This window comes from Gordonia sp. 852002-10350_SCH5691597, from assembly GCF_001665715.1.
GTDB classification, from domain to species: Bacteria; Actinomycetota; Actinomycetes; order Mycobacteriales; family Mycobacteriaceae; genus Gordonia; species Gordonia sputi.
The window spans coordinates 13,685-36,784 of sequence record NZ_LZMO01000249.1 but is presented as its reverse complement, the minus strand read 5'-3'; the positions used below and the strand labels follow the sequence as shown (position 1 = coordinate 36,784).

Here is a 23,100-nt window from a genome sequence, read left to right as displayed (position 1 = left end):
ACCATCCACACCGACCTCTCCATCACCTGGACCAGCACCCGCACAGGCGAAACCATCACCACCTACCCACGCTGACCGAGTCTTCCTGTGGCGGCGTGCTTTGCGCGATGATGTGGTGATCAACAAGGAGCATCTGGAGTTCGCTCTACACGGCTGTCGTATGTCTGACCATGCTGCATCACGTGCCATCGACAGATCTCCAGGACGCGATCTTCGCGGAGGCGCGTCGACTCGTGACCGCGGACGGCATCTTCCGGGCGACGTCAAGGTGGAGACGAACGAGTGGGCGGTCCGCTTTCGCGCGCGACCCTGACCGCGCATCCCTGACGGTGACCCACGCACCAGGTCGCAGGTCACCACCCAGAACGCAACGCGGCCCCCGCCATCTGCGACGTCGTGTCGCATGAGGCGGGGGCCGCGTGGGTCCTCTCCAACCATGTCAGGCCGCGGTCTTGCGCGGGCGGCCGCGGGGGCGCTTGCGCGCGATCACAGCACCACGCTCGAAGATCTCGCCGCCCCAGACGCCCCAGGGCTCGGCACGATCAAGCGCAGCCTGCAGGCACTGCGCACGCAGCGGGCAGTCGGCGCACATGGCCTTGGCACGCTCGAGGTCACGGGGGTCTTCGGCGAACCACAGGTCGGCGTCGGCTTCCTGGCACGGAAGGGTCGAAGCGGTCAGTGCCGGTGCGGCACTCAGCGCGTTCCCGGCAGCGACCTCACGGTCCGCCGAGATACAGGACTCCAGAACACATTCGACGGTCATCTGGTACTCCACATCTGTTCGAGGTTGGTCATCGTCTGTGGCGATGGCCCTCGGCCTCGACGTGATGGGAGTCGCCGATCCACTGGTGTGGTGGTTCGGTGATCCGTCACGAGAAAGGCCACGGGTCGCCTTGTGCGATTCACCCGTGGCCGTTGTGGCTGTCGAAACCCTCCTACGTGGAGAGATCCCGAGTCAGTACGGGGAACCGCTGCATCGCTCGCTTCGCTGCGGCAGTGCTCGCTACCGGTGCTGCCGGTGGGAAACCGGTGGCACCGAGACACGGTGCGGGCTGCAGGTCTGCAGCACGCCAGGCGTGGTCACTGACGGCGTATGCGCGCGGCGCATGGTGCGTGATGCGATGAGCATCTGGCATCGCTTCGATCGGTTCGAAGAACACAGCAGCTGCCGCATCGTCGACGATCGTCTTCGCAATCACGATTGCGTTGGCGATTCCGTTCACTGATCCACTCCTTTCGGTCTCGATGGTTTCGCGAGGGGTCGTGGCACACATGAATGTGCCGGTGGCCTTCCCGTGCTGACGCGAACCAGACTATTCGGTTCGCCGTGGAGCGCACAACCTATTTTTGACCTGCGGTTTTGACGATTTCGATGACCTCTTCGCCGTATTCGTTGAGCTTGGCGGCACCGATGCCCGAGATCGACACCAGCGCAGCAGAATCCGTCGGCCGCTGCTCTGCGATCGCGAGCAATGTCTTGTCGGAGAAGACGACAAAGGCGGGAACCTTCTTCGAGTCCGCCCGGGTGCGTCGCCACTCCTTGAGCGCCACGAGCAGACCCTCATCGAGATCCGACGGACAATCGGCGCACCGGCCGAGCAGAGTTGCAGTCGAATCGAGCAACCGCGACCCGCACACCCGGCACGTCGGGCCCTTTCGCGGTGCTCGCTTCGACGCCGGCGCGATACGCGACGCGGGCGAGTCGTCGGGCACGAGGTCGGAGAGGAATCGCGAACGACGTCGCGCACGACCACCCTCGTTGCGGGCGATCGCCCACGAGATGTGGAGGTGTTCGCGGGCTCTGGTGACGCCGACGTAGAAGAGTCGACGCTCCTCCTCGACGTCGTCGAACGATCCCTTGATGGCCTGACTGATCGGCAGCGATCCCTCTGTCAGTCCGACGAGGAACACCGCATCCCATTCCAAACCCTTCGCCGCGTGCAGCGATGACAGCGTGACGCCCTGGACGGTCGGTGGGTGCCGAGCCTGCGACCGTGCGTCGAGTTCTGCGACGAGTTCGGGCAGTGTCAGGGCGGGGTTGTCGGCAAGCATGTCGTCGGCAAGCCCGGACAGCGCACGCAACGACTGCCAACGGGCCTTCGCCTGTGCACCGGTCGGCTCGTCGTCGGACATGCCGAGCTCGCCGAGGACCGATCGCACCACCGTGGTGAGTTCGACGTCGTCGCGGATTCCCCGCTGCGCCACGAGCGAGAGCTGCCGCATGGCCTGACGGACCTCGGCCCTGGTGAAGAACGCCTCGCCGCCACGCACCTGGTACGGGATGCCCGCTTCGGTAAGCGCCTGCTCGTGATTCTCCGACTGTGCGTTGATCCGGTAGAGAATTGCGATCTCGGAGGCGGGTATGCCCGAGTTCATCAGACGCTTGATGGCCGACGCCACGGCCGACGCCTCGCTCGGCTCGTCGTCGTATTCGGCGAACTCGGGTTCAGGGCCGGCGTCGCGCTGTCCGATCAGTTGCAGTCTTGTCCCGGCGATCCGTCCGCGCGCGGCCCCGATCACCCGATTGGCGAGGCTGACCACCTGCGGCGTCGACCGATAATCGCGTTCGAGGCGCACGAGCGTGGCGTCGGGAAATCGGCGGCCGAAATCGAGAAGGTACTTCGGCGTGGCGCCGGTGAACGTGTAGATCGTCTGGTTGGCGTCGCCGACCACGGTCAGGTCGTCGCGGGGACCAAGCCAGGCGTCGAGCAGACCCTGCTGCACCGCCGTCACGTCCTGATACTCGTCGACGACGAAACACCGGTAGCGCGAACGGAATTCGTCGGCAAGCCCGGCGTCGGACTCGATGATCGTCGTCATGTAGATGAGGAGGTCGTCGAAGTCGAGGAGGCGGTCGCCGTCTGGTGAGACCTTGGCGTCCTCGTAGGCGGCAAACGCCTTGGCGACCTGCGCGGCGGGTGCGGGCGTCTCTCTGGTGGCACGAGTGACGGCAGCGACGTAGTCCTCGGGTCCGATGAGCGAGGCCTTTGCCCACTCGATCTCCGACATCAGGTCGCGCACGGTGTCGGTGGAACTGTCGAGTCCGGCCTTGCGTGCCGCACGTCCGACAAGTGGGAACTTGTTGTCGAGCAGCTCCCACGACGCACTGCCGAACGCGCGCGGCCAGAAGTAGCGGAGCTGGCGCATGGCCGCAGCGTGGAACGTCTGCGCCAACACGCTCGGACCGCTGGCGCCAACGCCGAGCGACCTCAGCCTGCCGCGCATCTCCCCCGCAGCCCGCGCCGTGAACGTCACGGCGAGCACCTGACCGGGATTGACCTGCCCCTGATCGATCAGATAAGCGATGCGTCGCGTGATGGTGCGCGTCTTGCCGGTACCCGCACCCGCCAGCACACACACCGGACCGCGCGGCGCGAGGACTGCGGCCCGCTGCTCGGGGTCGAGTCCGTCGAGGATGCTGCGGTCACGTGCGGCGCGGGGCGGTGAGGGGCTGTCGGACACGGGTTCCACTATGGCACCCCCATACGACGCCGACGCGAGCCCGCTCGCCGCTGTCCACACGCGCGCCACACCTCACCGTCGAGGGCAGGCAGGGAACACGCGCCGACGAGTTCGTGTTGTGGATGCCATGAGCGAGACATCTGAAAACCAGACCCCCGCCGCGCTGACGATGTACACCACGTCGTGGTGCGGCTACTGCGCGCGACTCAAGACGGCCCTACGCAGCTCGGGCCTCGAGTGGACCGAGATCGACATCGAGCGCAACCCCGACGCCGCCGAGTTCGTCGGCAGCGTCAACGGTGGCAACCACGTGGTTCCGACAGTCCAGTACGCCGACGGCACGACCGCCACGAACCCGTCGATCACCGACGTCAAGAAGAAGCTCGGCGTCTGAGACAGACCCGGTCAGGCGGGCGTGCGCGCCCAGGCCTCGACCAGCGCCCGCGCGATGGAGATCGAGCCGGGCAGCAGGAGCCGAGGGGCGTCCTCGCCGTCGGCCCCAGCACCTCCGGCATTGTCGGGTTCGGGCATGCCCCGCAGCCATTCGTCGCCACGGTCGAGGGCCTCGAGCACCTCGGTGCGCGTGAACCATTGCGCGTCGCCGATCTCGCCGTCGAGAAACTGGAGCGGCTCGTCGGGGTCGCCGAGCGCGGAGAAGCCGAGCATCAGTGATCTGGGGAATGGCCACGGCTGAGATCCCAGGTAGCGCGGCTCGCTCACGGTGATCCCGACCTCTTCGTGGACCTCACGGATCACGCACTGCTCCAACGACTCTCCCGGTTCGACGAAGCCCGCGAGCGTCGAGTACCACCGATCGGGCCAGACGGCCTGGCGTCCGAGCAGGATTCGGTCGGCGCCGTCGTGGACGACGGTGATGATCGCGGGGTCGGTGCGCGGGAACTCGTCGACGCCGGTCTCCGGATTTCGACGTACCCAACCGCCACGCGCAGGGACGGTGGGCGAGCCATTAACCGGCGAAAACCGGGCTGTCGCATGCCAATTCAAGATGCCGAGCGCGGTGGCGAGGAGTCCGGCCTCGTCGGCGTCGAGTCGGGAGGCTCCACGTCGAGGATCGGCGGTCTTGCCATCGAGTCCTTCGACCCTGATCGTCCACAGGTCGGTGTCGGTGTGTGCGAGGAAGACCGCGTCGGCCGGCGGCTCGTCTCCGAACTCCGAACTGCTGACCCACCGCAGCGCCCCGTCTGGCTCAACGGGATAGCGACCGCCCGTATCGATGCGAAGTACGCGCGCAGTCGGCCAGCCTGCGAGCATACGGTCGGGTTCGTCGCGGACCTCGTCGGCACGGTTGAACGTGCCCCGGGACAGCAGCGGCGGTTGGTCGAAGACAAAGGCGCCCATGAAGACTGTTCTACCCCGACTCACTCGCCGGTGGCGAACCTCAGTCGCCCGCGCCCTTGCGGACGTACAGCAGGCGGTCGCCTGCCTCGATCTGCTCGACCTCGCTGTCGTCGACACGGTGCAGCACACCGTTACGCAGCACGCCGAGGACGATGTCGCGGGTGTGGGCGGGTGAGCCACCCGTTTCCGTCGGATCGACTTCGCGTTCGGCGATTGCATACCCCGCGTCGGGAGTCAGCAGGTCTTCGATCACCTCGACGACCGACGGAGTCATGGTCGCGATACCGAGGAGCCTGCCCGCCGTCTCCGACGACACGACCACCGAGTTCGCACCCGACTGCCGCATCAGGTGCGTGTTCTCCGACTCCCGGATCGACGCGACGATCTTCGCGCGCGGGTTGAGTTCGCGCGCCGTGAGCGTGGCGAGAACGGCGGTGTCGTCGCGATTGGCGGCCACGACGATGCTGGCGGCGTGCGCGACACCGGCCAGCCGCAGCACATCGGACTTGGTGGCGTCTCCGCGGACGGTCACGAGACCGTCGGCCTCCGCATGCTCGAGGACTCCCGGATTGTTGTCGACGACGACGATCTCGGCCGGCTTGATGCCGTCGCCGATCATCGCGTCGACCGCGGTGCGACCCTTGGTGCCGTACCCGATGACGACGGTGTGGTTGCGCAAGTTGTTCCTCCAGCGCTGGATTTTGAGAGCTTGGCGGGACCGCTCGGTGAGCACCTCGAGCGTCGTTCCGATCAACACGATCAGGAACAGCACGCGCAGCGGGGTGATGATCAGCAGGTTGATCAGTCGGGCCGACGGAGTGAACGGTGTGATGTCGCCGTAACCGGTGGTCGACAGCGTCACGGCCGAGTAGTACATCGCGTCGAGAAACGAGAGCGGGTTCTCCTGGACGTCGCGGTATCCGCTGCGGTCGACGTAGACGAGAACGGCCGTGAAGAACAGCGCGACTACCGCGAAGATGACCCGACGCCCGATGGCGCGAGCCGGACTCTGCTTGAGCTCCGGAATACGGACGACGCCGACGAGCGCGTAGTCGGGGCCGTCGGACAGCTCCTCGCCCCGCCATCGACGTCGGAATCCGCGTCCGCGCATCAGCCGAACCACTTTTGCTTCACAGGGTGTGAATCTAATGCATCCGGGAGGTGTATCACTGATCCGACTCTCGCGCGAGCAGCGCGACGAGATCGTCATGGTCGGGCAACACCTCGGGCTCGAGCGTGTAGTTGTGCCGAACGTAGTGGAACGCAGCGCTCACCCGCTCCACCGGAACACCTGCGAGCTGCGCCCACGCGATCCGGTACGCCGCGAGCTGAATGTCGACGGATTCTCGTTGCGCGCCACCGACGGTCGAGCCCTTCGAGGCCCCGTCACGCCGACCACCGGGTACCGCACCCGTCTTCCAGTCGACGACGACCCACGAGCCGTCGGGCTCGGCGAACACCGCGTCGATCCGGCCGCGGATCACCGTGTCGCCGATGACCGTCTCGAACGGGACCTCGACCTCGCTGGGATTCCGCGACGCCCACTTCGACGCCAGGAACGCCTCGCGCAGCGCGTCGAGATCGGCGTCGGGCGAGGCCGACGAGTCGGCGGCACCCGGTAGTTCGTCGATATCGAGCAGCCGCGTCGCACCGAACCACCGCTCCACCCATGCGTGGAAAGCGGTACCGCGGCGTGCCGTCGGATTGGGCCGAAACGGCGTCGGACGGCGGAGTCGCCGTGCGAATTCCCTTTCGTCCGCGTCGAGTTCGACGAGTTGGCTGACCGACAGGTGCGTCGGGAGTGCGACGTCGACGAAGGCCTGGTTGCCTCGGTGGTGCTCGGCGAGCAGGGCGTCGACCTCCGCTCTCCACTGCGCGATCTCAGGTTCTTCCGCGATCTCAGATTCTTCCGCGATCTCAGATTCTTCCGCGACCTCGGGATCTTCCGCCGTCGCGCCCGACCCGGCGACATCACCCGCGGGCGCGTCGAAGAGCGCCGGAGCGCTGCGCGCGGCGACCGCGTCGAGGACGAGTCGGGCGGCCGCGTCGACTCCCTCGCGGCGCGCACCCAGCCGATCCGCGGGCCACGGCGCGCGAATGACCTGTTCGGCCAACGGGTTCGTCGCACCGTCGTCCGGCGGCGGGGCGAGCTCGTCGATGCTGAGGCCCTCGGAATCGACGGCAGGGTCGGCGATGGCATCGGAGACGATGGCGACGAGCTCGTCGAAGAATTCCGACCCGCCACGCGGTTTGTCGCCGGTCTCGCTCCAGTGATGCGCCGAGACGAGCAGATCGTGGCGCGCTCGCGTCAACGCGACGTAGAGGAGTCGACGATCTTCCTCCAACCGACGCTCGTCGATCGCCTCCTTGTGTAGTGTCAGCGCCTCGGCGAGCTCTTTGCGGTTGCTGATGCCTGCGCCTGCGAGGTCGAAGGTCGGGAAACCCTCCCCCGTCCCCGGCTCCGCGAGGTCGCCGCGCAGCGGCCCCGGCAGTTCCTTGGCGCTGCGCATCCACGTCGTATCGGCCCGCCCGCCGGGAAAGATCCGTGCGGCGACGTGCGGCAGGGCGACGACATCCCACTCCAGGCCCTTGGCAGCATGCACCGTGAGGATCTGGACACGTTGCTCGGCCACCTCGATCCGGCCGGGCTCGAGTCCCTTCTCGATGGTCTCGGCGGTGTCGAGAAAGGCCAGCAGGCCGGGCAGATTCGCGCCGGGACGGTCGGCGTACGCGGTGACGTACTCGGCGAAGGCGTCGAGATGTTCGCGGCCGGTGATCGCGCCACGCATGCGACGGGCCCTGATCTGAGCCTCGATGCCGACACCGATCGTGTTCTCGACGTCGGCGACGAGCTCGGGCAGCGGCTGGCCGATGCGCCTGCGCAGCGCCTCCAGCTGCGCGCCGAACGCCCGGATACGTGCGTATCCCTGCGGTGTGTACGCATCCGGATCGCCCGGATCGACGACGGCGTCGGCGATTCCGGCACGGTCGACGACCTCGGTCGGCAGCACGGCGTCGAGCGCGGCATCGAGTTCTTCGCGGCTGGTGACCGCACCACCGGACGCAGCGATGGCGTCGGCGGCGAGGTTTGTGGCACGGCGCCACAGTGCGGCGATGTCGGCTGCGCCCAACTGCCAACGCGCGCCGGTCAGGAGCCGCATCGCCGCGGTCCCGGCCATCGGATCGGCCATCAACCGCAGCGTCGCGACGACGTCCTCGATCTCCGGTACATGGAGCAACCCGCCGATACCGATCACCTCGGCCGGGATTCCCCGACTCTCGAGTTCTGCTGCCAACGGTGCCGAATCCTCGTTGCGACGCACCAGGATCGCGACGGTCGGTGGGTCGACGCCGTCACGCTCGGCGTCACGGTAATGGCGTTCGATGGCCTCACCCACCCATGCCCGCTCGTCGACGACCGTCGGGGTGAGCGCCATCGAGACGGTCCCCGACGGCGCGTCGGGTCGCGGACGCAGCACACTGACCGGAATTCCTCTGCGCCGCAACTCTTCCGACGTCCGGTTCGCCAGCTCGAGCGTGTGTGAGGGGTTACGCCAGCTCGTCAGCAATTCGAGTCGTTCCGACGGCTTGCCGTCTGAGCGCGGGAAATCGGCGGTGAAGCGGGGAAGATTCGCCGCCGACGCGCCGCGCCAGCCGTAGATGGACTGGATCGGATCGCCGACCGCCGTGACAGCGACCGTCGGAATGCGTTCGCCTCCGGACGCTTTCGTAGCCGCACCGCCGAACAGCGTGGACAACAGGATGCGTTGCGAATGACCCGTGTCCTGGTACTCGTCGAGAAGCACGGCCCGGAACGAGCGCCGCTCGCCCGCCGCGACATCCGGATTGCGTTGCACCAGTTGGGCGGCCAGCGACATCTGACTGCCGAAGTCGAGAGCGGACTGTTCACGCATCGCATCCCGCAGCGCTGCCACCATCGGCAGCAGTTCGCGACGCTCGTCGATGACCTCCTGGATCTTGATGAGGTCTTTGCTCGGTGCCGCACGCTGCCGCGGACCGGGCGGCAACGTATCGACCATCGACCGCAGATCGTCGCCCCATGCGGTCAACGTGTCGAGATCGACGAGGTGTTCTGCCATCTCGCCGTGCAACCGCAGCACGGCCTCGGTCACGCCGGAGGGCACCTTGGTGGTGTGCAGCGGCCCCGTCCAGTTCGACACGATCGAGAACGCGAGCTGCCAGAGCTCGGTCTCACTCAGCAGCGTCGAACTCGGTTCGACGGGCAGCAGTAGCCCGTAATCGGCGATGAGCCTGCCCGCGTACGCGTGATAGGTACTCACCTCGGGATCGGCGGAACGCAGCCGTGCGGCCAGCATGCCGTCGGGGTCCCAGTTCACCAGGGCTGGCGACCCCGCGAGCATCGAGAGTCGACGCCGGATGCGGGCCCCGAGTTCGCTGGCCGCCTTGCGGGTGAACGTGAGTCCGAGGATCTCGTCGGGTGAGACCATTCCGTTGGCGACGAGCCACACGACCCGCGACGCCATGGTCTCGGTCTTGCCCGCACCGGCACCGGCGACCACGAGCAGCGGTTCCAGCGGCGCCTCGATCACCGCGACCTGTTCGGTTGTCGGTAGGGGCAATCCGAGCGCGGCGGCCAGCGAGGTCGCGGAGACACGCGCGCGCCTCACATCGACGTCAGTCATCGATCACCGCCTTGCCACGCAACTGGGCGGGACAACTCGTGTGCAATGCGCAGTGTCCGCAGCCGGGGTTGGGCGTCGCGTCGAACACCGGCCCGACGCTCGCCTTGGCCGCCGACCGCACCACGGTGATCCACTCGTCGAGCAGTTCGGGCGTCAGCGGAGGTTGGACACGCTCGGCCGCGCCCGTCGACGCATTGTTCGCCGACACGAACACCAAGCGCCCACCCCCGGGTTCGAGGGTGCCGTCGGCGTCGGGCGGAAACTGCGCCGCACCGCCGTGCGCAAGCGCCACCTGGTAGGCGGCGAGCTGTGCGTGCTCCTCGGCATCGGCGCGCGACACCGCGGTCTTCGCGGTCTTCACATCGACGACGACGGGCCTGCCCGCCGAGTCGGCCTCGAGCCGGTCGACGCGACCGCGCAACCGAACCGGTGGATCATCGTCGACGCCGGGCACCGTCGCGTCGATGGCCGATTCGACACCACGCTCGCGCAGGTCATCGCGCGAAATACGCAGCCAGTCACGGAAATTGGTGAGCATCTCCTCGGCTCGTTCCAGCTCGTGCGCCGAATACCACGCGGCTCCGGTGTCGACGCGCTCCCAGATGTCGCGCAACGCGCCGGTCACCTCGGCCGGATCGATGTTGCCCGCAACCGCCTGCACCAGCGTGTGCACCAGACTGCCCGCGATCGCGGGCGTCGCATCGCCGTCGCGCCCACCGTTGCGTTCGAGCAGCCAACGCAACGAGCACCTACTCAGACTCTCGATATTCGACGGCGACAGCGTGATCGGCCCGTCGTCCGGACGCCACAGCGGCGCATCGGTGCTCACCTCTGCCAGACCGAACCAGTCACGCGGGTGCGCACCCGGTATGTCGGAATCGGCAAGTGTGGCAAGGAGTTCGGCGGCCGGCCTGGTGCGATCGTCGAGTTCTGGCTCCTGCGCACCGGCGATCACCACGGACCGTAGGGTGGCCACCAGCGACGGAAGCGACAGCACACGATCGACGCCGGGATCGAGCGCGACGCCCTCCATGACCTGCGGCGCCTCCGCGTCCGTGTCGGACGCGCTGCCGAGAGCCGCGGCGATTTCGGCGACGAACCTCGACGGCGATGCGTCGCCACTACCGTCCTCGACCGCTGTGACGAGGAGTCGACGCCGCGCCCGCGTACACGCGACGAGCAGCAGACGTCGCTCGTCGGCCAGCGCCCCGGCACCACGCGTGACGACGTCGATCCCGTCAGGTGCGACGCCGTCGAGCAGATCGACAAGTTCGGCGGTGGCGAGCACGCTGCCCCGACTTCGCAACGAGGGCCAGAGCCCGTCGAGGACACCCGCGACAGCGACGACCTCCCACTCGCGGCCCGCCGCGGCGTGCGCGGACAGCACAGTCACGGAATCGGCTGCCGCAGAGGCGGTTCGGGAATCACGCGGGATCTGCAGCTGGCTCAGGTAGTGCACGAATGCCGCGGGACCGGCAGACGGGAGGGTGTCTGCGAAGTCGCCTGCCGCCTCGAACATCGCCATCATCGCGTCGAGATCGCGGTCGGCCTGCTCACCCGCGGGCCCGCCCCGGATCGCACTGCCGACCCACCGACGCTCGAGCCCACTCGCCTGCCATGCCGCCCACAGCGTCTCCTCGACGCCGCGTCGGGCACGATGAGCGCGCAACGCCGCAGCGATCACGTCGAGTGCACGGCGCAACGGCGCGGCTTCGGCGTCGGACAGCGCGCGCAGGTAGCGCTGCGCAACCTCGCCGTCGAGCAGCGCCTCCCGCAACGATGTCAGCGAATCACGTTGCGCTGCAGTCACACCCGCGGCGTCTCCCGCCGACGACGCAGCCCGCTCCGCCTTCTCGTCGCACCTTCGCACACCACGACGCAGCCGGCGCATCGCGCCCGGATCGGCAGCTCCGATGGGGCCGGTCAGCAACGCGACGGTGTCGTCGATGGAGAACGTCTCGTCGGGAGAAGGAGCTTCCTCAGCTGCGTCCGAGCGCGCCGCGACCGCGCACAGCACCGTCATGAGCGCCGCGACGGACCGTTGCCGGTGGATCGGCAGATCGGAGGTGGGCGTCGTGAGCGGGACGCCCGCGGATCGGAACGCTCGCCGCAGCGCGGGCAATGCGAGATGGACCGATCGCACGATGACCGCCATGTCGGACCACGGGACACCCTCGAACAGATGGGCACGACGCAGCAGGTCGGCGATGGCTGTGGCCTCCTTGGCTGCCGACGAGAACACCCTGACCGCCGCGGCGGCCTCGTCGTCCGCGGTTGCCGACGCGCGTGGATAAGGATGCGGCCGAGCACCGGGGAGCCGCGATGCGAGCGCGCGGCCGACCTCGCCGATGTCGGGATGCGAGCGGAAGTTCTCACTCAACACGATGTCGCGTTCGGACCCCGGATCGGCCAGTCCGTCGGCGAAACGCGGACTCGCACCACGGAAACCGAAGATCGACTGGTCGGTGTCGGCGGCGATGATCGTCGATTCGGTTCCGGTGCCGACGAGTCGGACCAGTTCTGCGGCCTGCGGGTCGAGGTGCTGCGCGTCGTCGACGATCAGGTGCCGGATGCGACTGCGCTGCCCCGCGAGAAGCTCGGGATCTGTCGCGAACGCCGACAGTGCCGACCCGACGAGCTCTGCGGCGTCGACCGCGGGCGCCGACGCACCGGGAGTCGCGAGCCCCACGGCCCCGCGCAACAGCATGTTCTGCTCGTACTGTGCATACGCGCGCGCCGCGGCGATCCATTCGGGACGCCGGTGTGCGCGGCCGAGCGACGCGAGTTCTTCGGGGCCGACGCCACGTTCAGCGGCCCGCATCATGAGGTCGCGTAGTGCCTGCGCGAAGCCGTCGGTGCCCAGCGCGGGACGCAGCAACTTCGGCCAGTAGCCCGCACCGTCTTCGATATCGCCCGCGAGCAGTTCCCGCAGCACGACGTCTTGCTCCGAACCGGTGATCAGACGAGGCGGCGGATTGCCGTGCGCGCTCGCCTGCAACCGCAGGATGGCGAACGCGTACGAGTGGATCGTGCGGACGAGGGGTTCGCGCAACGCACCGCCTGCACCTGTTCCGAAGCCACCCGACGCCGCCAACACCCTGCGGGTGATCCGTTCGCGCAGCGCGACCGCCGCGCGCCTGCTCGACGCGAGCACGAGGATCGACTCCGGGTCCGTGTCGGCAGACAGCAACCGCGCGACGGCGGCGTCGACGACGAGCGACGTCTTGCCGGTTCCGGGCCCGCCGTGCACCCGCCAGGGTTGCCAGCCCGAGCCGTCGCCGGGGGCAGGTGCCTCACCGTCGATCACAGCCTGCACCTGCGCGGGCCAGACCCTCGGCTGCGCGGCCCCCTGCGCACCGTCGGGCCCGGTGGTCGATGCGACGAGATGGGTGCGCATAGCCGTGCCGCCACCCTGCCCCTCACGAGAGCGTGTGCGGGGTGCCTGAGTCCGGGACGGTCCCGGTCCCCCTTGTCGTCGAGCCACGAGTCCATCGAATCACGCGCCTCCGACACCCGTTCCGACGACTTCCCCACCCGGACGAGCAGCCGGGGTGGCGCACCCCGAACGCATACGGCGCGGGGCATGATGAGTTCATGGCTCCACTGCATACCTACGTCTTCGGCCCTCCGGACGGCCCGTCGGTCGTCGCACTGCACGGTCTCACCGGCCACGGCCGACGATGGGAACACTTCGCGTCGAGCAGCATTCCCGAGCTCCGCGTGATCGCACCCGATCTCCTCGGGCACGGCAGGTCGCCGTGGCGGCCACCGTGGGGCCTCGACGACCATGTCGACGCCGTCGCGACCGCTGTCGAGACACAGCTCGGCGCCGACGAACCGTTCGTGCTGGTCGGTCACTCGTTCGGTGGTGCCATCGCCGTACGCCTGGCAGCCCGGATGCCCGACCAGGTCCGTCGGCTCATCCTTCTCGACCCCGCACAGGGCCTCGACCCGGTGTTCGCGCTCGAAGTCTCGACCGACAGTCTCGACAACTGGGACTACGCCAACGCCGACGCCGCGCGCGCCGCGAAGCTGTCCGAGGGATGGGCCGAGGTTCCCACCGACGACCTCGACCGCGAACTCGACGAGCATCTCGTCGACCGTCCACACGGCCGGGTCGGGTGGCGGATCAGCGCACCCGCCGCGGCGACGGCGTGGAGCGAGATGGCCCGACCGTTCGTCCTGCCACCGCGAGGCGTCGGGACCGACGTCGTCGTCGCCGACCGCGTCGACCCTCCGTTCGTCGGTCGCGCATTCCTCGACGCCTGCGCAGCAGAACGCCCGGGCGTCGCCGTCCACCACGCCGACTGCGCACACATGGTGCCGTTCCTCGAGCCCGACCTGTGCGCCACACTCATCCGCGAGGGCGCAGGTCTCCTCCCCGAAGGCAGGTGAGGAGTCGTTGGCTCCGATCAGCGAGGCCGACGTCGAAGCCGTGCGCGAGCTGGTCGCGGCAATCCCGGTAGGCCAGGTGAGCACCTACGGCGACCTCGCGGCCGCAGCGGGGCTCTCGTCGCCGCGCATCGTCGGTTGGATCATGCGCACCGACACCGCCGACCTCCCGTGGCATCGGGTTGTTCCTGCGTCGGGGCGCCCCGCGGCACACCTGGCGACGCGTCAACTGGAACGACTACGCGCCGAGGGGGTACCCATCCGCGACGACCGCGTCGCGCTGCGTGACTGCCGCTGGGAGATCTCACCTCCGTGACGTGCTCCCGAGTCTGCCGCTCCGGACTGACGATCCGTTAGCGCAAATGTGTGTCGTATCGAAGGATGTGGTTGCTGCAGCAAACACATCCTTCGATTGGACACACATCTTCACGGCGCGGAGCCAGATATGCGGCCGAGATCGCCGCTAGAGCATCATCCGCACGATGTCGACGACCCGCGCAAGCCCCGGCAGCGCGCCGGCAGTCGAGCGCGGGTGAAGTGCATGCACCGCGAGCCGGAACATGGTGGCGCGCAACATCATCTGCGCCCATTCGGGTTGATCGGACCATCGCTGCACCAAGTCGTCGTCGGCTCCACCCCAGGCGAGCGAATCGACGACGACGACCGCCGACGCCCACGGAGCAGGACGCCAGTAGGGCACGATGTCGGTGATGCCGGGGGCGGCCGCACCCGCGAAAAGGACAGTGCCGAACAGATCGCCGTGCACCACCTGCGACGGCACGTCGACTGGCTTGCGTAGCGTCCCGAGTGTCTTGAGCATGTCGACGCTGCGCCTGCCGTCGTCGGACGTCGGTTCGGTCATTCCGGCGGCGCGCGCCGAACGCAACGGCACGTCCTCCCAGGCGGCGCGGTCGGCCGCGGCGAACACGTCGACGTCGGTGTGCGGCGGCGCGGGCTGCTGCAACAGAAAGCGTGGACGTTCGAGGTCGGCGAGCACCTCGTGCAGACGGTCACCGACGGCGAGCACCTCGTCGTGTCGGGGTTCAGGAGATCCGGCGATGTAGGTGTCCGCGCGCCACCCCGACACGACGTACCGCCCGTCGGTCGCGCGGAACGGTCGCGCAATGCGCAGACCCTCGACGTAGAGGTTCTCGCGCACAGACGCCGACCAGGCTGCCCGCGCGTGGTCGGGCACGAGGGACAGCACCACCTCGCCGACCCGCCAGCCGCCCACCCAGGTGTCGCCCATGGCGATGGGCGGGTGAGAGGTGAGCCCGAACGTGTTGAGCACGTGATCGGGCGGTTGCGGATTCTGCACGTCTGCAGAGATTACCGAGCGCAACGTCGTATTTGCTGCAGCGACGCGTGGCGCGCCGGACTTGCGACGAACGACGCTCAGTAGACCGGCAGCTCCTTGTCGACCTGGTTGGCCCACGCGGTGACCCCACCCTGCAGATGGGTGGCGTCGGCGAAACCCGCGCGCTTCAACGCGGCGAGCGCCTCGGCCGACCGGATACCGGTCTTGCAGTACAGCACCGTCGGACGGTCCTGCGGGATCTGCGCGAGCGCCGTGCCGGAGAGGATGTCGCCCTTCGGGACCAACGTGGCACCGTCGATGTGCACGATGTCCCATTCGACGGGCTCGCGGACGTCGATCAGCGCCAGCTTCTCGCCGGAATCGAGACGCTCCTTGAGCTCGCGCGGAGTGAGCGTCGACCCGTCGGCTGCCTGCGCGGCCTCGTCGGACACCACACCGCAGAACTCCTCGTAGTCGATGAGTCCGGAAATGCGTTCGCCCTCAGGGTCTTTGCGGATCTTGATGGTGCGATAGGTCATGTCCAATGCGTCGTAGACCATCAGACGACCGAGCAAGGGCTCGCCGATACCGCAGATGAGTTTGATGGCCTCGGTACCCATGATCGAGCCGATCGACGCGCACAGAATGCCGAGCACGCCGCCCTCCGCGCAGGAGGGAACCATCCCGGGCGGCGGCGCCTGCGGATAGAGGTCGCGATAGTTGATGCCGCGTCCGTCGGGTGCGTCCTCCCAGAACACCGACGCCTGGCCCTCGAATCGATAGATCGATCCCCACACGTACGGCTTGTGCGCGAGCACCGCGGCATCGTTGACCAGGTAGCGGGTCGCGAAGTTGTCGGTGCCGTCGATGATGAGGTCGTACTGCGAGAACAGCTCGATCGCGCCCTCGGGCTCGAGGCGTTCGTCGTGGATGTTGACGGTGACGTAGGGGTTGATCTCCTGGATCGAGTCACGTGCGCTCTCGGCCTTGGGCCGACCGATGTCGGACTGCCCATGGATGACCTGTCGCTGCAGGTTCGACTCGTCGACGACGTCGAATTCGACGATGCCGATGGTTCCCACACCCGCTGCCGCGAGGTAGAGCAACGTCGGCGAACCGAGACCACCGGCACCGATGACGAGCACGTGAGCGTTCTTCAACCGTTTCTGACCGTCCATCCCGACGTCGGGAATGATCAGGTGCCTGCTGTAGCGGGCTACTTCGTCATTGGAGAGTTCTGCCGCTGGCGCGACAAGCGGTGGCAGGGACACGTGGACGCCTCCGTGTAGAAAAACCGTCTGAAAGGAAAACCAACTCATCGAGACAACGACTCGCCTCACACGGGCATTCCCGACGGCCGCGACACGCGGGGCCTCACCTGTCGGGGAACGGCCAGGGATTCGGCTTGCACACGAAGGTCTTGTCGGCCTCCATGTCGGGGTCGAGCGCCATGATCTGGGAGTTCGCGACCCCGAAGGACTGCTGCATCATCACCGGCGCGAGAGCACCGTTGTGCTTACAGGGTTCGTGGTGTTCGTAGCCGATGCCGTGGCCGACCTCGTGATTGGTGAGGTACTGCCGATACGCGACGTCGTCGCCCTCGTAGGAGAGCGCACCCCGCACCCAGCGGGCCTCGTTGATGGTCACCCGCTTGTCAGGCGGATAGAAGCACGACGTCTCGAGTTTGATCTGGTATCCACACAGTTCCCGCGCGGTGCCCGGTGAACTGAGCGAGATCCGCAGATCCGGCTCGCCGTCGGCGATGCGCCGAAACGCGACCTTGCCGTCGCCGATCCAACTCCGACTGTTGGCGAGCGTGGCGTCGACCATCTTGCCGAACGTGCGATCGCTGCCGTAATCCGACGGCGCGACGCCGTCCTCCACCTCGACTGTGTATGTGTACACCTGCGGTCCGGTACCGATCTGCTTTCCGGAACCGGGGACGACGTGGAAGGTCTTCTCACCCTGCTGCGTGTACGGCCCCCCGTCGGGCAACGTTCCGGCAGGCAGCGAGACGTCTTTGATGGACGATGTCGGGGCGCCGACCGGCTTGGTCTCCTTGGTGACGTTGGTATTCCGCTGAGCCGCGGGCGTGACGTCGGAACTCGACGCGTCCGAGCTCGAATCGTCGTCGCGTACGGTCACCACGATCAGCACGATGGTGAGGATGATCAGGACCGGAATGGCATAGGCGCGCCACCCGTAAGTGGACACGAAACGACCGAGTGCGCTCTGCTTCTTCCGCTCCGGTTGAGCGTCGCGGTCGACCCTTGCCCGGCCGTTGTCGTCGGTCGGATCCCAACGCGCACGCAGCGGCTGATCCGGCAGCGGCCGCGACCGCGGACGTGCACCCGATTTGGACCCCGGACCCGAGTGCGGCGTCGCGCCGGTCCGGATCGTCTCGATCCGGGTGGTGTCCTCGACCGATGATCGCGCCGCCCGCTGCTGCGAACGCGACTCACGCGCAGCACGCGGCACCGCGTCCCCTGCCCTGACCCGACGTGTCGATGCGCCGCCCCGACGGGATGGGTCGACGTCGTCCCCCGACTGTTCGGGCCCACTGTCTGTGTGGCTCACACGGACAACTTTCTCACAGGTACCCTCTCAATCCGGGGAGGCCAACGGCACCCATCCACCAGTAAGCCACCTGCGCGACACCGGACAGTCGACAAAGGGTGCGACCCCGGTCACGTTGCGGGGAGGCCCGAGTACCCTATATCCATGCCACCTAGCGCCAACGCATCGTCATCGGGTACCAGAAACGGGACCCGGATGCCCCGCAGCGCACGGCGGCGACAACTCCTCGACGCCGCCAGCGAGATCTTCGTCGAACGCGGCTACCACTCTGCGGGCATGGACGAGATCGCCGTCCACGCAGGAGTCAGTAAACCCGTTCTGTACCAACACTTTCCGTCAAAACTCGACCTTTACATCGCGGTCGTCGACTCGCACGCCGAGAAGCTCGTGACCGACGTGAACAACGCGTTGCTCACCACCACCGACAACCGCCAACGCGTACGGGCTGCGGTGGCTGCATTCTTCAATTTCATCGACGAGGACAACTCCGGCTATCGCCTGATCTTCTCGTCCGACGCCCTGGATCCCGCGGTGATCCGTCGGGTCGAGGGCGCGACCGAGGCTTGCGTCGACGCCGTCTACGGGCTCGTCATGCACGATTCAGGACTCGACCCGTACCGGTCACGGATGCTCGCGGCCGGACTGGTCGGCGCGAGTCAGGTCAACGCCAGGTACTGGCTCGAGGCCAAGCGCCCCATCGCAAAGAGCGAAGCGGTCGACACCACGGTCGCGCTGCTCTGGGGCGGGTTGTCGCACGTGCCGAAACACGGCGAATCCGGGACCGCCGAGTAGCGCGATATGCCGACGGCCCCCTCCGGTCGATAGGACCGTCGGGGGCCGGGACTGGCTTTCTCGGGCGATCAGCTCCCGAATCCGACGCGACGCGTCTCCGAGCTGCCGACCTCGACGTAGGCGATCTTGGTGACCGGGATCAGGAACCGTGAACCCTTGTCGTCGGTCAGCGACAGCAACGACTCCTTGCCCGAGAGGGCGGACTCCACAGCGGCCAATGCCTTGTCGCCGCTGAGCGTCGACTGGATGGACAGTTCTCGCGGGCTGTCGGTGATGCCGATCTTCACTTCGACGGACATGGCCACCCTTCCGTTGGCGATGTCGCGCGGAGCTCGCGCGACTGATGTGTGAGGCGAGTCGCCGCGCGCGACTTCTCGTCTTGCACGACTCCGGCGCCCGATCTCTCGAGCGCCGCATGCCTTCGGCATAAGGCTAGTGCAGGGTTGATCGACACGGACACCCGCTCCGCTGACAGCGAACGAACCCGAACAACCGGCGGATCGGAGGCTTTCAGCCGAGGCCGAGGTCGGCCATGCGTGCGCTGTGTCGGTCGGCGACGACGTCGAAGAATCCCGCCATGCCCTGCAACGACGCCGCGCCCGCGAAGAGCAGGTCGGTGACCTCCTCCTCAGCCGCGAGCACCCACTGTGCGTGTGTGATGGCCTCGCCGAGCAGGCGACGTCCCCACAGCGTGAGCGGCGACCGCAGCGCCGGGTTCGCGTCGATGGCTTTGCGCACCTCGTCGCGGGCAAACGCCGAACTCCCCGTCGCCGACATCACCTCGGCGACCACCGCGCGAGGTCCCGCGGGCAGCGCACCGGAGACCTCAGCGTAGAAGTCGGCTGCCAGGCCGTCGGCGATGTATGCCTTCACCAGCGCCTCGTACCAGGTCTTGGGATTGGTGACGCGGTGGTACTCGTCGAAGACCCCGCTGTAGCGCACCACGGCCTCGGCCGGGTCGATGCCGTATCGGCTCACCTGTTCGGACAGGTTCTCGAAGTGCGCGATCTCCGAAGCGACCATGCGCGCGATGTTGATACGCCCCTGCACGTCGGGCGCCATCGCCGACTCGTCGATCAGCCGGTGGAATGCGGCGAACTCGCCCGCCAGGAGAACCGAATAGAGCTTTCCGATCGCCGGATCCTCCTGATCGACCGACGTGGCGGAGGCCGGCCCTGAAGACGAGGACGACCCAGAAGATGACTCAGCAGAAGACTCGTGTGAAGGCGCGGCAGACGACATGAGGCGATGGTAGGTCGGCCGCGATCGCTTCACCAAGTACACTTGACAACGGTGCACTGACGCGACCGTGACATCTTGGTACGCCGAGGACTCCCATGGACACACTGAATGGGATCATCCGGGCGGCATCGAGATCGTCGCCGCGACACCGCGCGACCTGTAGGCAACGATCCACACCGACCGCGGGGCACCAGACATTGCGCGCGCACTCATCGAGCCCACGCCTTCGCAGTTCGGGTTGCTCCGGAAGCGGAGACCTGCACGTCATCGCCGTCAGATCGCGGTGACCTTCTCAGTGGAGCCTTTTCGTGCGTGCTGGAACAGATGCGAAAGGCACACAAGAAAACATGACAGAACCCGGCGTGCAGACGACCATCGTCGACGACACCCACACTCCCCCCACCTTCGCCGAGCTCGGCGTCGACCAGCACATCGTCGACGCGTTGATCGCTGACGGCAAGACCCACACGTTCGCGATCCAGGAACTCACCCTCCCCCTCGCACTGGCAGGCAGCGACCTGATCGGCCAGGCGCGCACGGGTATGGGCAAGACCTTCGGATTCGGCGTTCCGCTGCTGCACCGCCTGATGCACGCCGAGGAGAGCGGCCTGCGCCCGCTCGACAACACTCCCCGCGCGCTCGTGATCGTGCCGACGCGCGAACTCTGTGTGCAGGTCACCGGCGACCTCGAGGTCGCGGCGAAGAACCTCACCGTCACGCTCCCCTCCGGCGAGCAGCGCCCCCTCACCATCGCTTCCATCTACGGCGGCCGCCCGTACGAGTCACAGATCGCCGAGCTCAACAAGGGCGTCGACGTCGTCGTCGGCACCCCCGGCCGTCTCCTCGACCTCGCGCAGCAGGGCCACCTGATCCTCGGCAAGGTGGCCGTTCTCGTTCTCGACGAGGCCGACGAAATGCTCGACCTCGGCTTCCTCCCCGACATCGAACGCATCGTGGCTGCACTGCCCGAGCAGAAGCAGACGATGCTCTTCTCCGCGACCATGCCCGGCCCCATCGTCACCCTCGCCCGCACGTTCCTGCAGCGTCCGACACACATCCGCGCAGAGCACGCCAACGACTCCGCGGTGCACGAGCGCACCACGCAGTACGTGTACCGCGCACACGCGATGGACAAGGCAGAGCTCGTCGCACGCATCCTCCAGGCAGACGGCCGCGGCGCGACGATGATCTTCACGCGCACCAAGCGCACCGCGCAGAAGGTCGCAGACGACCTCGCCGAGCGCGGTTTCTCCGTCGGCGCCGTCCACGGCGACCTCGGTCAGGTCGCACGCGAGAAGGCTCTCAAGAAGTTCCGCACCGGCGAGATCGACGTGCTCGTCGCCACCGACGTCGCAGCACGCGGCATCGACATCGACGACGTCACGCACGTCATCAACTACCAGTGCCCCGACGACGACAAGACCTACGTGCACCGCATCGGTCGTACGGGTCGCGCCGGTCGCACCGGTATTGCCATCACACTCGTCGACTGGGACGAGCTTCATCGCTGGGAGCTCATCGATTCGGCCCTCAAGCTCGGCGTGCCCGAGCCCGCCGAGACCTACTCGACGTCTGACCATCTGCGCGAAGAACTCGGTATCCCCGAGTCGGCAACCGGCCGCGTCGCCGCACCCAAGCGCGAGCGCCCCGAAGGCGAACGCGTCGAGCGCACCCACCGCGCCGAGCGCACCGCGAGTTCGCGGACGCGTCGTCGCACCCGAGGCGGCAAGTCCGGCTCCAACAACGCCGCCGCGTCGAACGGCGACAAGCACTCCTCGACCGACGCAGGCAACGCGACTGATACAGACAAAGTGACGGCGTCCAACACTGACAACCCGGCGTCGACCGAAGACGGCGAGAACAAGCCGCGCAGGCGTCGTCGTCGACGCGGAGGCGCGGGCCGCGGTTCCGACGCGAACACCACTCACGCCGCAGACTCCACACCGGCGACCGCCACGGCCGACTAGGACTGCACCGAGGTGATCCAACCGCGCCCGGGGCGCCCGTGACACGCATCGCCCCCGAACGACGCACACGCGTCGACCTGGCGATTTCTGCTGTCGTCGTCGTGATCGTCGTCGTAGTCGGCATCGTCGTGTGGGCGGTGAGTCCCGTCCGCCACACCGACAGTGCGCAGGCATCAGCGCCCGCGCCCGAAGTCGCGCCCGCGACGGCGGTCCCGCAGGGATTGCGGGTCGCGTGGACGGCGTCGTCGGACGCGACGAACGTGCCCGCGATGTCCCGCTCTGTCGTGGTCACCGCAGACAACGGCACCGACTCCCACGGCACCGTCGTCGGACACGACCCGACGACGGGCCGTGAACTGTGGCGATACGCTCGAGATCTCCCGCTGTGTTCCACCGCGGCCGCCTGGCCGACGAGCGCCGACGAGGTGTTGGCGGTGTACCGCAACTCGCGTGGATGCTCCGAGGTGACAGCCCTGGCCTCCTCGACGGGGCAGCGCAAGGGCGCGCGCACCTCCGATGCCGACGACGAACTGAGACTCGTCACCGACTCGGGGTACGTACTCGCGCTCGGCAGCCATCGGCTGGAGACGTGGGGATCGAATCTGGTGCGCGGAATCGAGTACGGACGGGTCACCGCCCCGGTCAAGCCGGGGACGCAACCCGGCCGCGTCGACTGCAGGTTCTACTCCGGCACCATCAGCGGCGATCGCGTCGCAGTCATCGAACGCTGCAAGAACGACCCCGGCTATCGGCTCACTGTGCTCGGCGCGGTGCTCGACAGCGACGAGAAGGTCAAGCAATACGGGTCGACGTTGATCACCGACACCACTTCGGGTCCACCGCCGGTGCTGATCGCCATGAGCAGTTCGGGGATCGCCGTCTACGACGGCAGAGCCGACCGAGCAGGGGCCCCCGGCCAGGTCGCCGCGCGGCCCGGCGAGGCCACGATTCGCGTCTTCGACTCCGACGGGGTCGAAGGACCGGTGAGCACCGTGCAGGGCCCCGAATCACCGCCCGTCGACAGCGTCGCGTTGACCAGCGAGGGACTTGTCACCTACTTCACCGGAGCCGCCACCGTCGTGCTCGACGGCCAGACCATGCGACCCACCTATCAGGTACCGGAGACGCTGGGGCCCGGCGAGACGATGGCCGGTTCACTCCTGCTCCCCACGAGGGCCGGCATCAGCGTGCGCGACCCCGCGAACGGCCGCGAAACCGGCTCCATCGCATTCCCGCGCGATTCAGTCACCGCTACCACGAGCCTTCGGGTCATCGGCAACAACGTCGTCGAACAAACCGGCTCGACGGTCCGCGCGTTGGTTCCCACCGACGCGGGCTGACGCTCGGA

General features: G+C 67.6%; 18 protein-coding genes. 6 read left to right on the top strand and 12 right to left on the bottom strand.

What is annotated here, in order from left to right; genetic code table 11:
* Positions 1–439: 439 nt before the first annotated feature.
* The 3 genes from A5777_RS18325 to A5777_RS18315 form a co-directional block, all read right to left on the bottom strand.
* Positions 440–763, bottom strand: a complete 324-nt coding sequence (locus A5777_RS18325) for a WhiB family transcriptional regulator (RefSeq protein WP_039854811.1) — start codon at positions 761–763, stop codon at positions 440–442.
* Positions 764–935: 172 nt separating this feature from the next.
* Positions 936–1,223, bottom strand: a complete 288-nt coding sequence (locus A5777_RS18320; RefSeq protein ID WP_064863725.1) for a hypothetical protein — start codon at positions 1,221–1,223, stop codon at positions 936–938.
* Positions 1,224–1,341: 118 nt separating this feature from the next.
* Positions 1,342–3,462, bottom strand: a complete 2,121-nt coding sequence (locus A5777_RS18315) for an ATP-dependent DNA helicase UvrD2 (protein WP_064863736.1) — start codon at positions 3,460–3,462, stop codon at positions 1,342–1,344.
* 127 nt (positions 3,463–3,589) lie between these two features.
* On the opposite strand from A5777_RS18315, the gene A5777_RS18310 reads away from it, so the two are divergent.
* Positions 3,590–3,856, top strand: coding sequence for a mycoredoxin (locus A5777_RS18310; RefSeq protein ID WP_049698979.1), 267 nt, complete (start codon positions 3,590–3,592; stop codon positions 3,854–3,856).
* An 11-nt stretch (positions 3,857–3,867) separates the two neighbouring features.
* On the opposite strand, the gene nudC is transcribed toward A5777_RS18310, so the two are convergent.
* The 4 genes from nudC to A5777_RS18290 are packed head-to-tail and all read right to left on the bottom strand — an operon-like array spanning position 3,868 to position 12,882.
* Complete coding sequence (nudC, locus tag A5777_RS18305) at positions 3,868–4,821, bottom strand: NAD(+) diphosphatase (protein WP_064863724.1); 954 nt, start codon at positions 4,819–4,821, stop codon at positions 3,868–3,870.
* A gap of 40 nt (positions 4,822–4,861) precedes the next feature.
* Positions 4,862–5,932, bottom strand: a complete 1,071-nt coding sequence (locus A5777_RS18300) for a potassium channel family protein (protein ID WP_064863723.1) — start codon at positions 5,930–5,932, stop codon at positions 4,862–4,864.
* A 55-nt stretch (positions 5,933–5,987) separates the two neighbouring features.
* Positions 5,988–9,485 carry an ATP-dependent DNA helicase gene (locus A5777_RS18295; RefSeq protein ID WP_064863722.1) on the bottom strand — a complete coding sequence of 1,166 codons (3,498 nt, stop codon included), beginning with the start codon at positions 9,483–9,485 and terminating at the stop codon, positions 5,988–5,990.
* A complete protein-coding gene (locus tag A5777_RS18290) occupies positions 9,478–12,882 on the bottom strand; it encodes an ATP-dependent helicase (protein ID WP_197502415.1) in 3,405 nt (1,134 codons plus the stop codon). Before A5777_RS18290 ends, A5777_RS18295 begins: the two co-directional genes overlap by 8 nt.
* 197 nt (positions 12,883–13,079) lie before the next feature.
* Between A5777_RS18290 and A5777_RS18285 the strand changes: the two genes are divergently transcribed.
* Together A5777_RS18285 and A5777_RS18280 are read left to right on the top strand one after the other, a co-directional pair.
* The gene (locus A5777_RS18285) at positions 13,080–13,880 is read left to right on the top strand and encodes an alpha/beta fold hydrolase (protein WP_064863720.1); all 801 of its coding nucleotides are present in this window, start codon (positions 13,080–13,082) and stop codon (positions 13,878–13,880) included.
* A gap of 7 nt (positions 13,881–13,887) precedes the next feature.
* Entirely contained in the window at positions 13,888–14,193 is a 306-nt protein-coding gene (locus A5777_RS18280) for an MGMT family protein (protein WP_064863719.1), read from the top strand.
* A gap of 147 nt (positions 14,194–14,340) precedes the next feature.
* On the opposite strand, the gene A5777_RS18275 is transcribed toward A5777_RS18280, so the two are convergent.
* The 3 genes from A5777_RS18275 to A5777_RS18265 all read right to left on the bottom strand — a co-directional run bounded on the left by A5777_RS18275 (position 14,341) and on the right by A5777_RS18265 (position 17,751).
* Positions 14,341–15,195 (bottom strand): TIGR02569 family protein, encoded by an 855-nt coding sequence (locus tag A5777_RS18275; protein WP_064863718.1) that lies wholly within the window; start codon positions 15,193–15,195, stop codon positions 14,341–14,343.
* Positions 15,196–15,272: 77 nt separating this feature from the next.
* Positions 15,273–16,493, bottom strand: a complete 1,221-nt coding sequence (gene moeZ / locus A5777_RS18270) for an adenylyltransferase/sulfurtransferase MoeZ (protein ID WP_064863717.1) — start codon at positions 16,491–16,493, stop codon at positions 15,273–15,275.
* A 55-nt stretch (positions 16,494–16,548) separates the two neighbouring features.
* Positions 16,549–17,751 carry a DUF3152 domain-containing protein gene (locus tag A5777_RS18265; RefSeq protein ID WP_442903058.1) on the bottom strand — a complete coding sequence of 401 codons (1,203 nt, stop codon included), beginning with the start codon at positions 17,749–17,751 and terminating at the stop codon, positions 16,549–16,551.
* Positions 17,752–17,895: 144 nt separating this feature from the next.
* Here A5777_RS18265 and A5777_RS18260 point away from each other — a divergent pair, with 144 nt between their 5' ends.
* Entirely contained in the window at positions 17,896–18,543 is a 648-nt protein-coding gene (locus A5777_RS18260; RefSeq protein WP_064863716.1) for a TetR/AcrR family transcriptional regulator, read from the top strand.
* A gap of 68 nt (positions 18,544–18,611) precedes the next feature.
* Here A5777_RS18260 and A5777_RS18255 read toward each other — a convergent pair whose 3' ends face one another.
* Both A5777_RS18255 and A5777_RS18250 read right to left on the bottom strand, forming a co-directional pair.
* Positions 18,612–18,842, bottom strand: a complete 231-nt coding sequence (locus A5777_RS18255) for a DUF3107 domain-containing protein (RefSeq protein WP_005203675.1) — start codon at positions 18,840–18,842, stop codon at positions 18,612–18,614.
* Between the two features lie 211 nt (positions 18,843–19,053).
* Positions 19,054–19,785 (bottom strand): ferritin-like fold-containing protein, encoded by a 732-nt coding sequence (locus A5777_RS18250; RefSeq protein WP_064863734.1) that lies wholly within the window; start codon positions 19,783–19,785, stop codon positions 19,054–19,056.
* 347 nt (positions 19,786–20,132) lie between these two features.
* Here A5777_RS18250 and A5777_RS18245 point away from each other — a divergent pair, with 347 nt between their 5' ends.
* Complete coding sequence (locus A5777_RS18245) at positions 20,133–21,752, top strand: DEAD/DEAH box helicase (protein WP_064863715.1); 1,620 nt, start codon at positions 20,133–20,135, stop codon at positions 21,750–21,752.
* A 38-nt stretch (positions 21,753–21,790) separates the two neighbouring features.
* Positions 21,791–23,092, top strand: a complete 1,302-nt coding sequence (locus A5777_RS18240) for an Rv3212 family protein (RefSeq protein ID WP_197501443.1) — start codon at positions 21,791–21,793, stop codon at positions 23,090–23,092.
* Positions 23,093–23,100: the final 8 nt, after the last annotated feature.

Excerpts from the sequence above, each read along its gene's own strand:
- A5777_RS18325 (WP_039854811.1), bottom strand. The coding sequence starts at position 763 with ATGACCGTCGAATGTGTTCTGGAGTCCTGTATCTCGGCGGACCGTGAG.
- A5777_RS18310 (WP_049698979.1), top strand. The coding sequence starts at position 3,590 with ATGAGCGAGACATCTGAAAACCAGACCCCCGCCGCGCTGACGATGTAC.
- nudC (WP_064863724.1), bottom strand. The coding sequence starts at position 4,821 with ATGGGCGCCTTTGTCTTCGACCAACCGCCGCTGCTGTCCCGGGGCACG.
- A5777_RS18300 (WP_064863723.1), bottom strand. The coding sequence starts at position 5,932 with ATGCGCGGACGCGGATTCCGACGTCGATGGCGGGGCGAGGAGCTGTCC.
- A5777_RS18295 (WP_064863722.1), bottom strand. The coding sequence starts at position 9,485 with ATGACTGACGTCGATGTGAGGCGCGCGCGTGTCTCCGCGACCTCGCTG.
- A5777_RS18290 (WP_197502415.1), bottom strand. The coding sequence starts at position 12,882 with ATGCGCACCCATCTCGTCGCATCGACCACCGGGCCCGACGGTGCGCAG.
- A5777_RS18285 (WP_064863720.1), top strand. The coding sequence starts at position 13,080 with ATGGCTCCACTGCATACCTACGTCTTCGGCCCTCCGGACGGCCCGTCG.
- moeZ (WP_064863717.1), bottom strand. The coding sequence starts at position 16,493 with ATGAGTTGGTTTTCCTTTCAGACGGTTTTTCTACACGGAGGCGTCCAC.
- A5777_RS18260 (WP_064863716.1), top strand. The coding sequence starts at position 17,896 with ATGCCACCTAGCGCCAACGCATCGTCATCGGGTACCAGAAACGGGACC.
- A5777_RS18255 (WP_005203675.1), bottom strand. The coding sequence starts at position 18,842 with ATGTCCGTCGAAGTGAAGATCGGCATCACCGACAGCCCGCGAGAACTG.
- A5777_RS18250 (WP_064863734.1), bottom strand. The coding sequence starts at position 19,785 with ATGTCGTCTGCCGCGCCTTCACACGAGTCTTCTGCTGAGTCATCTTCT.
- A5777_RS18245 (WP_064863715.1), top strand. The coding sequence starts at position 20,133 with ATGACAGAACCCGGCGTGCAGACGACCATCGTCGACGACACCCACACT.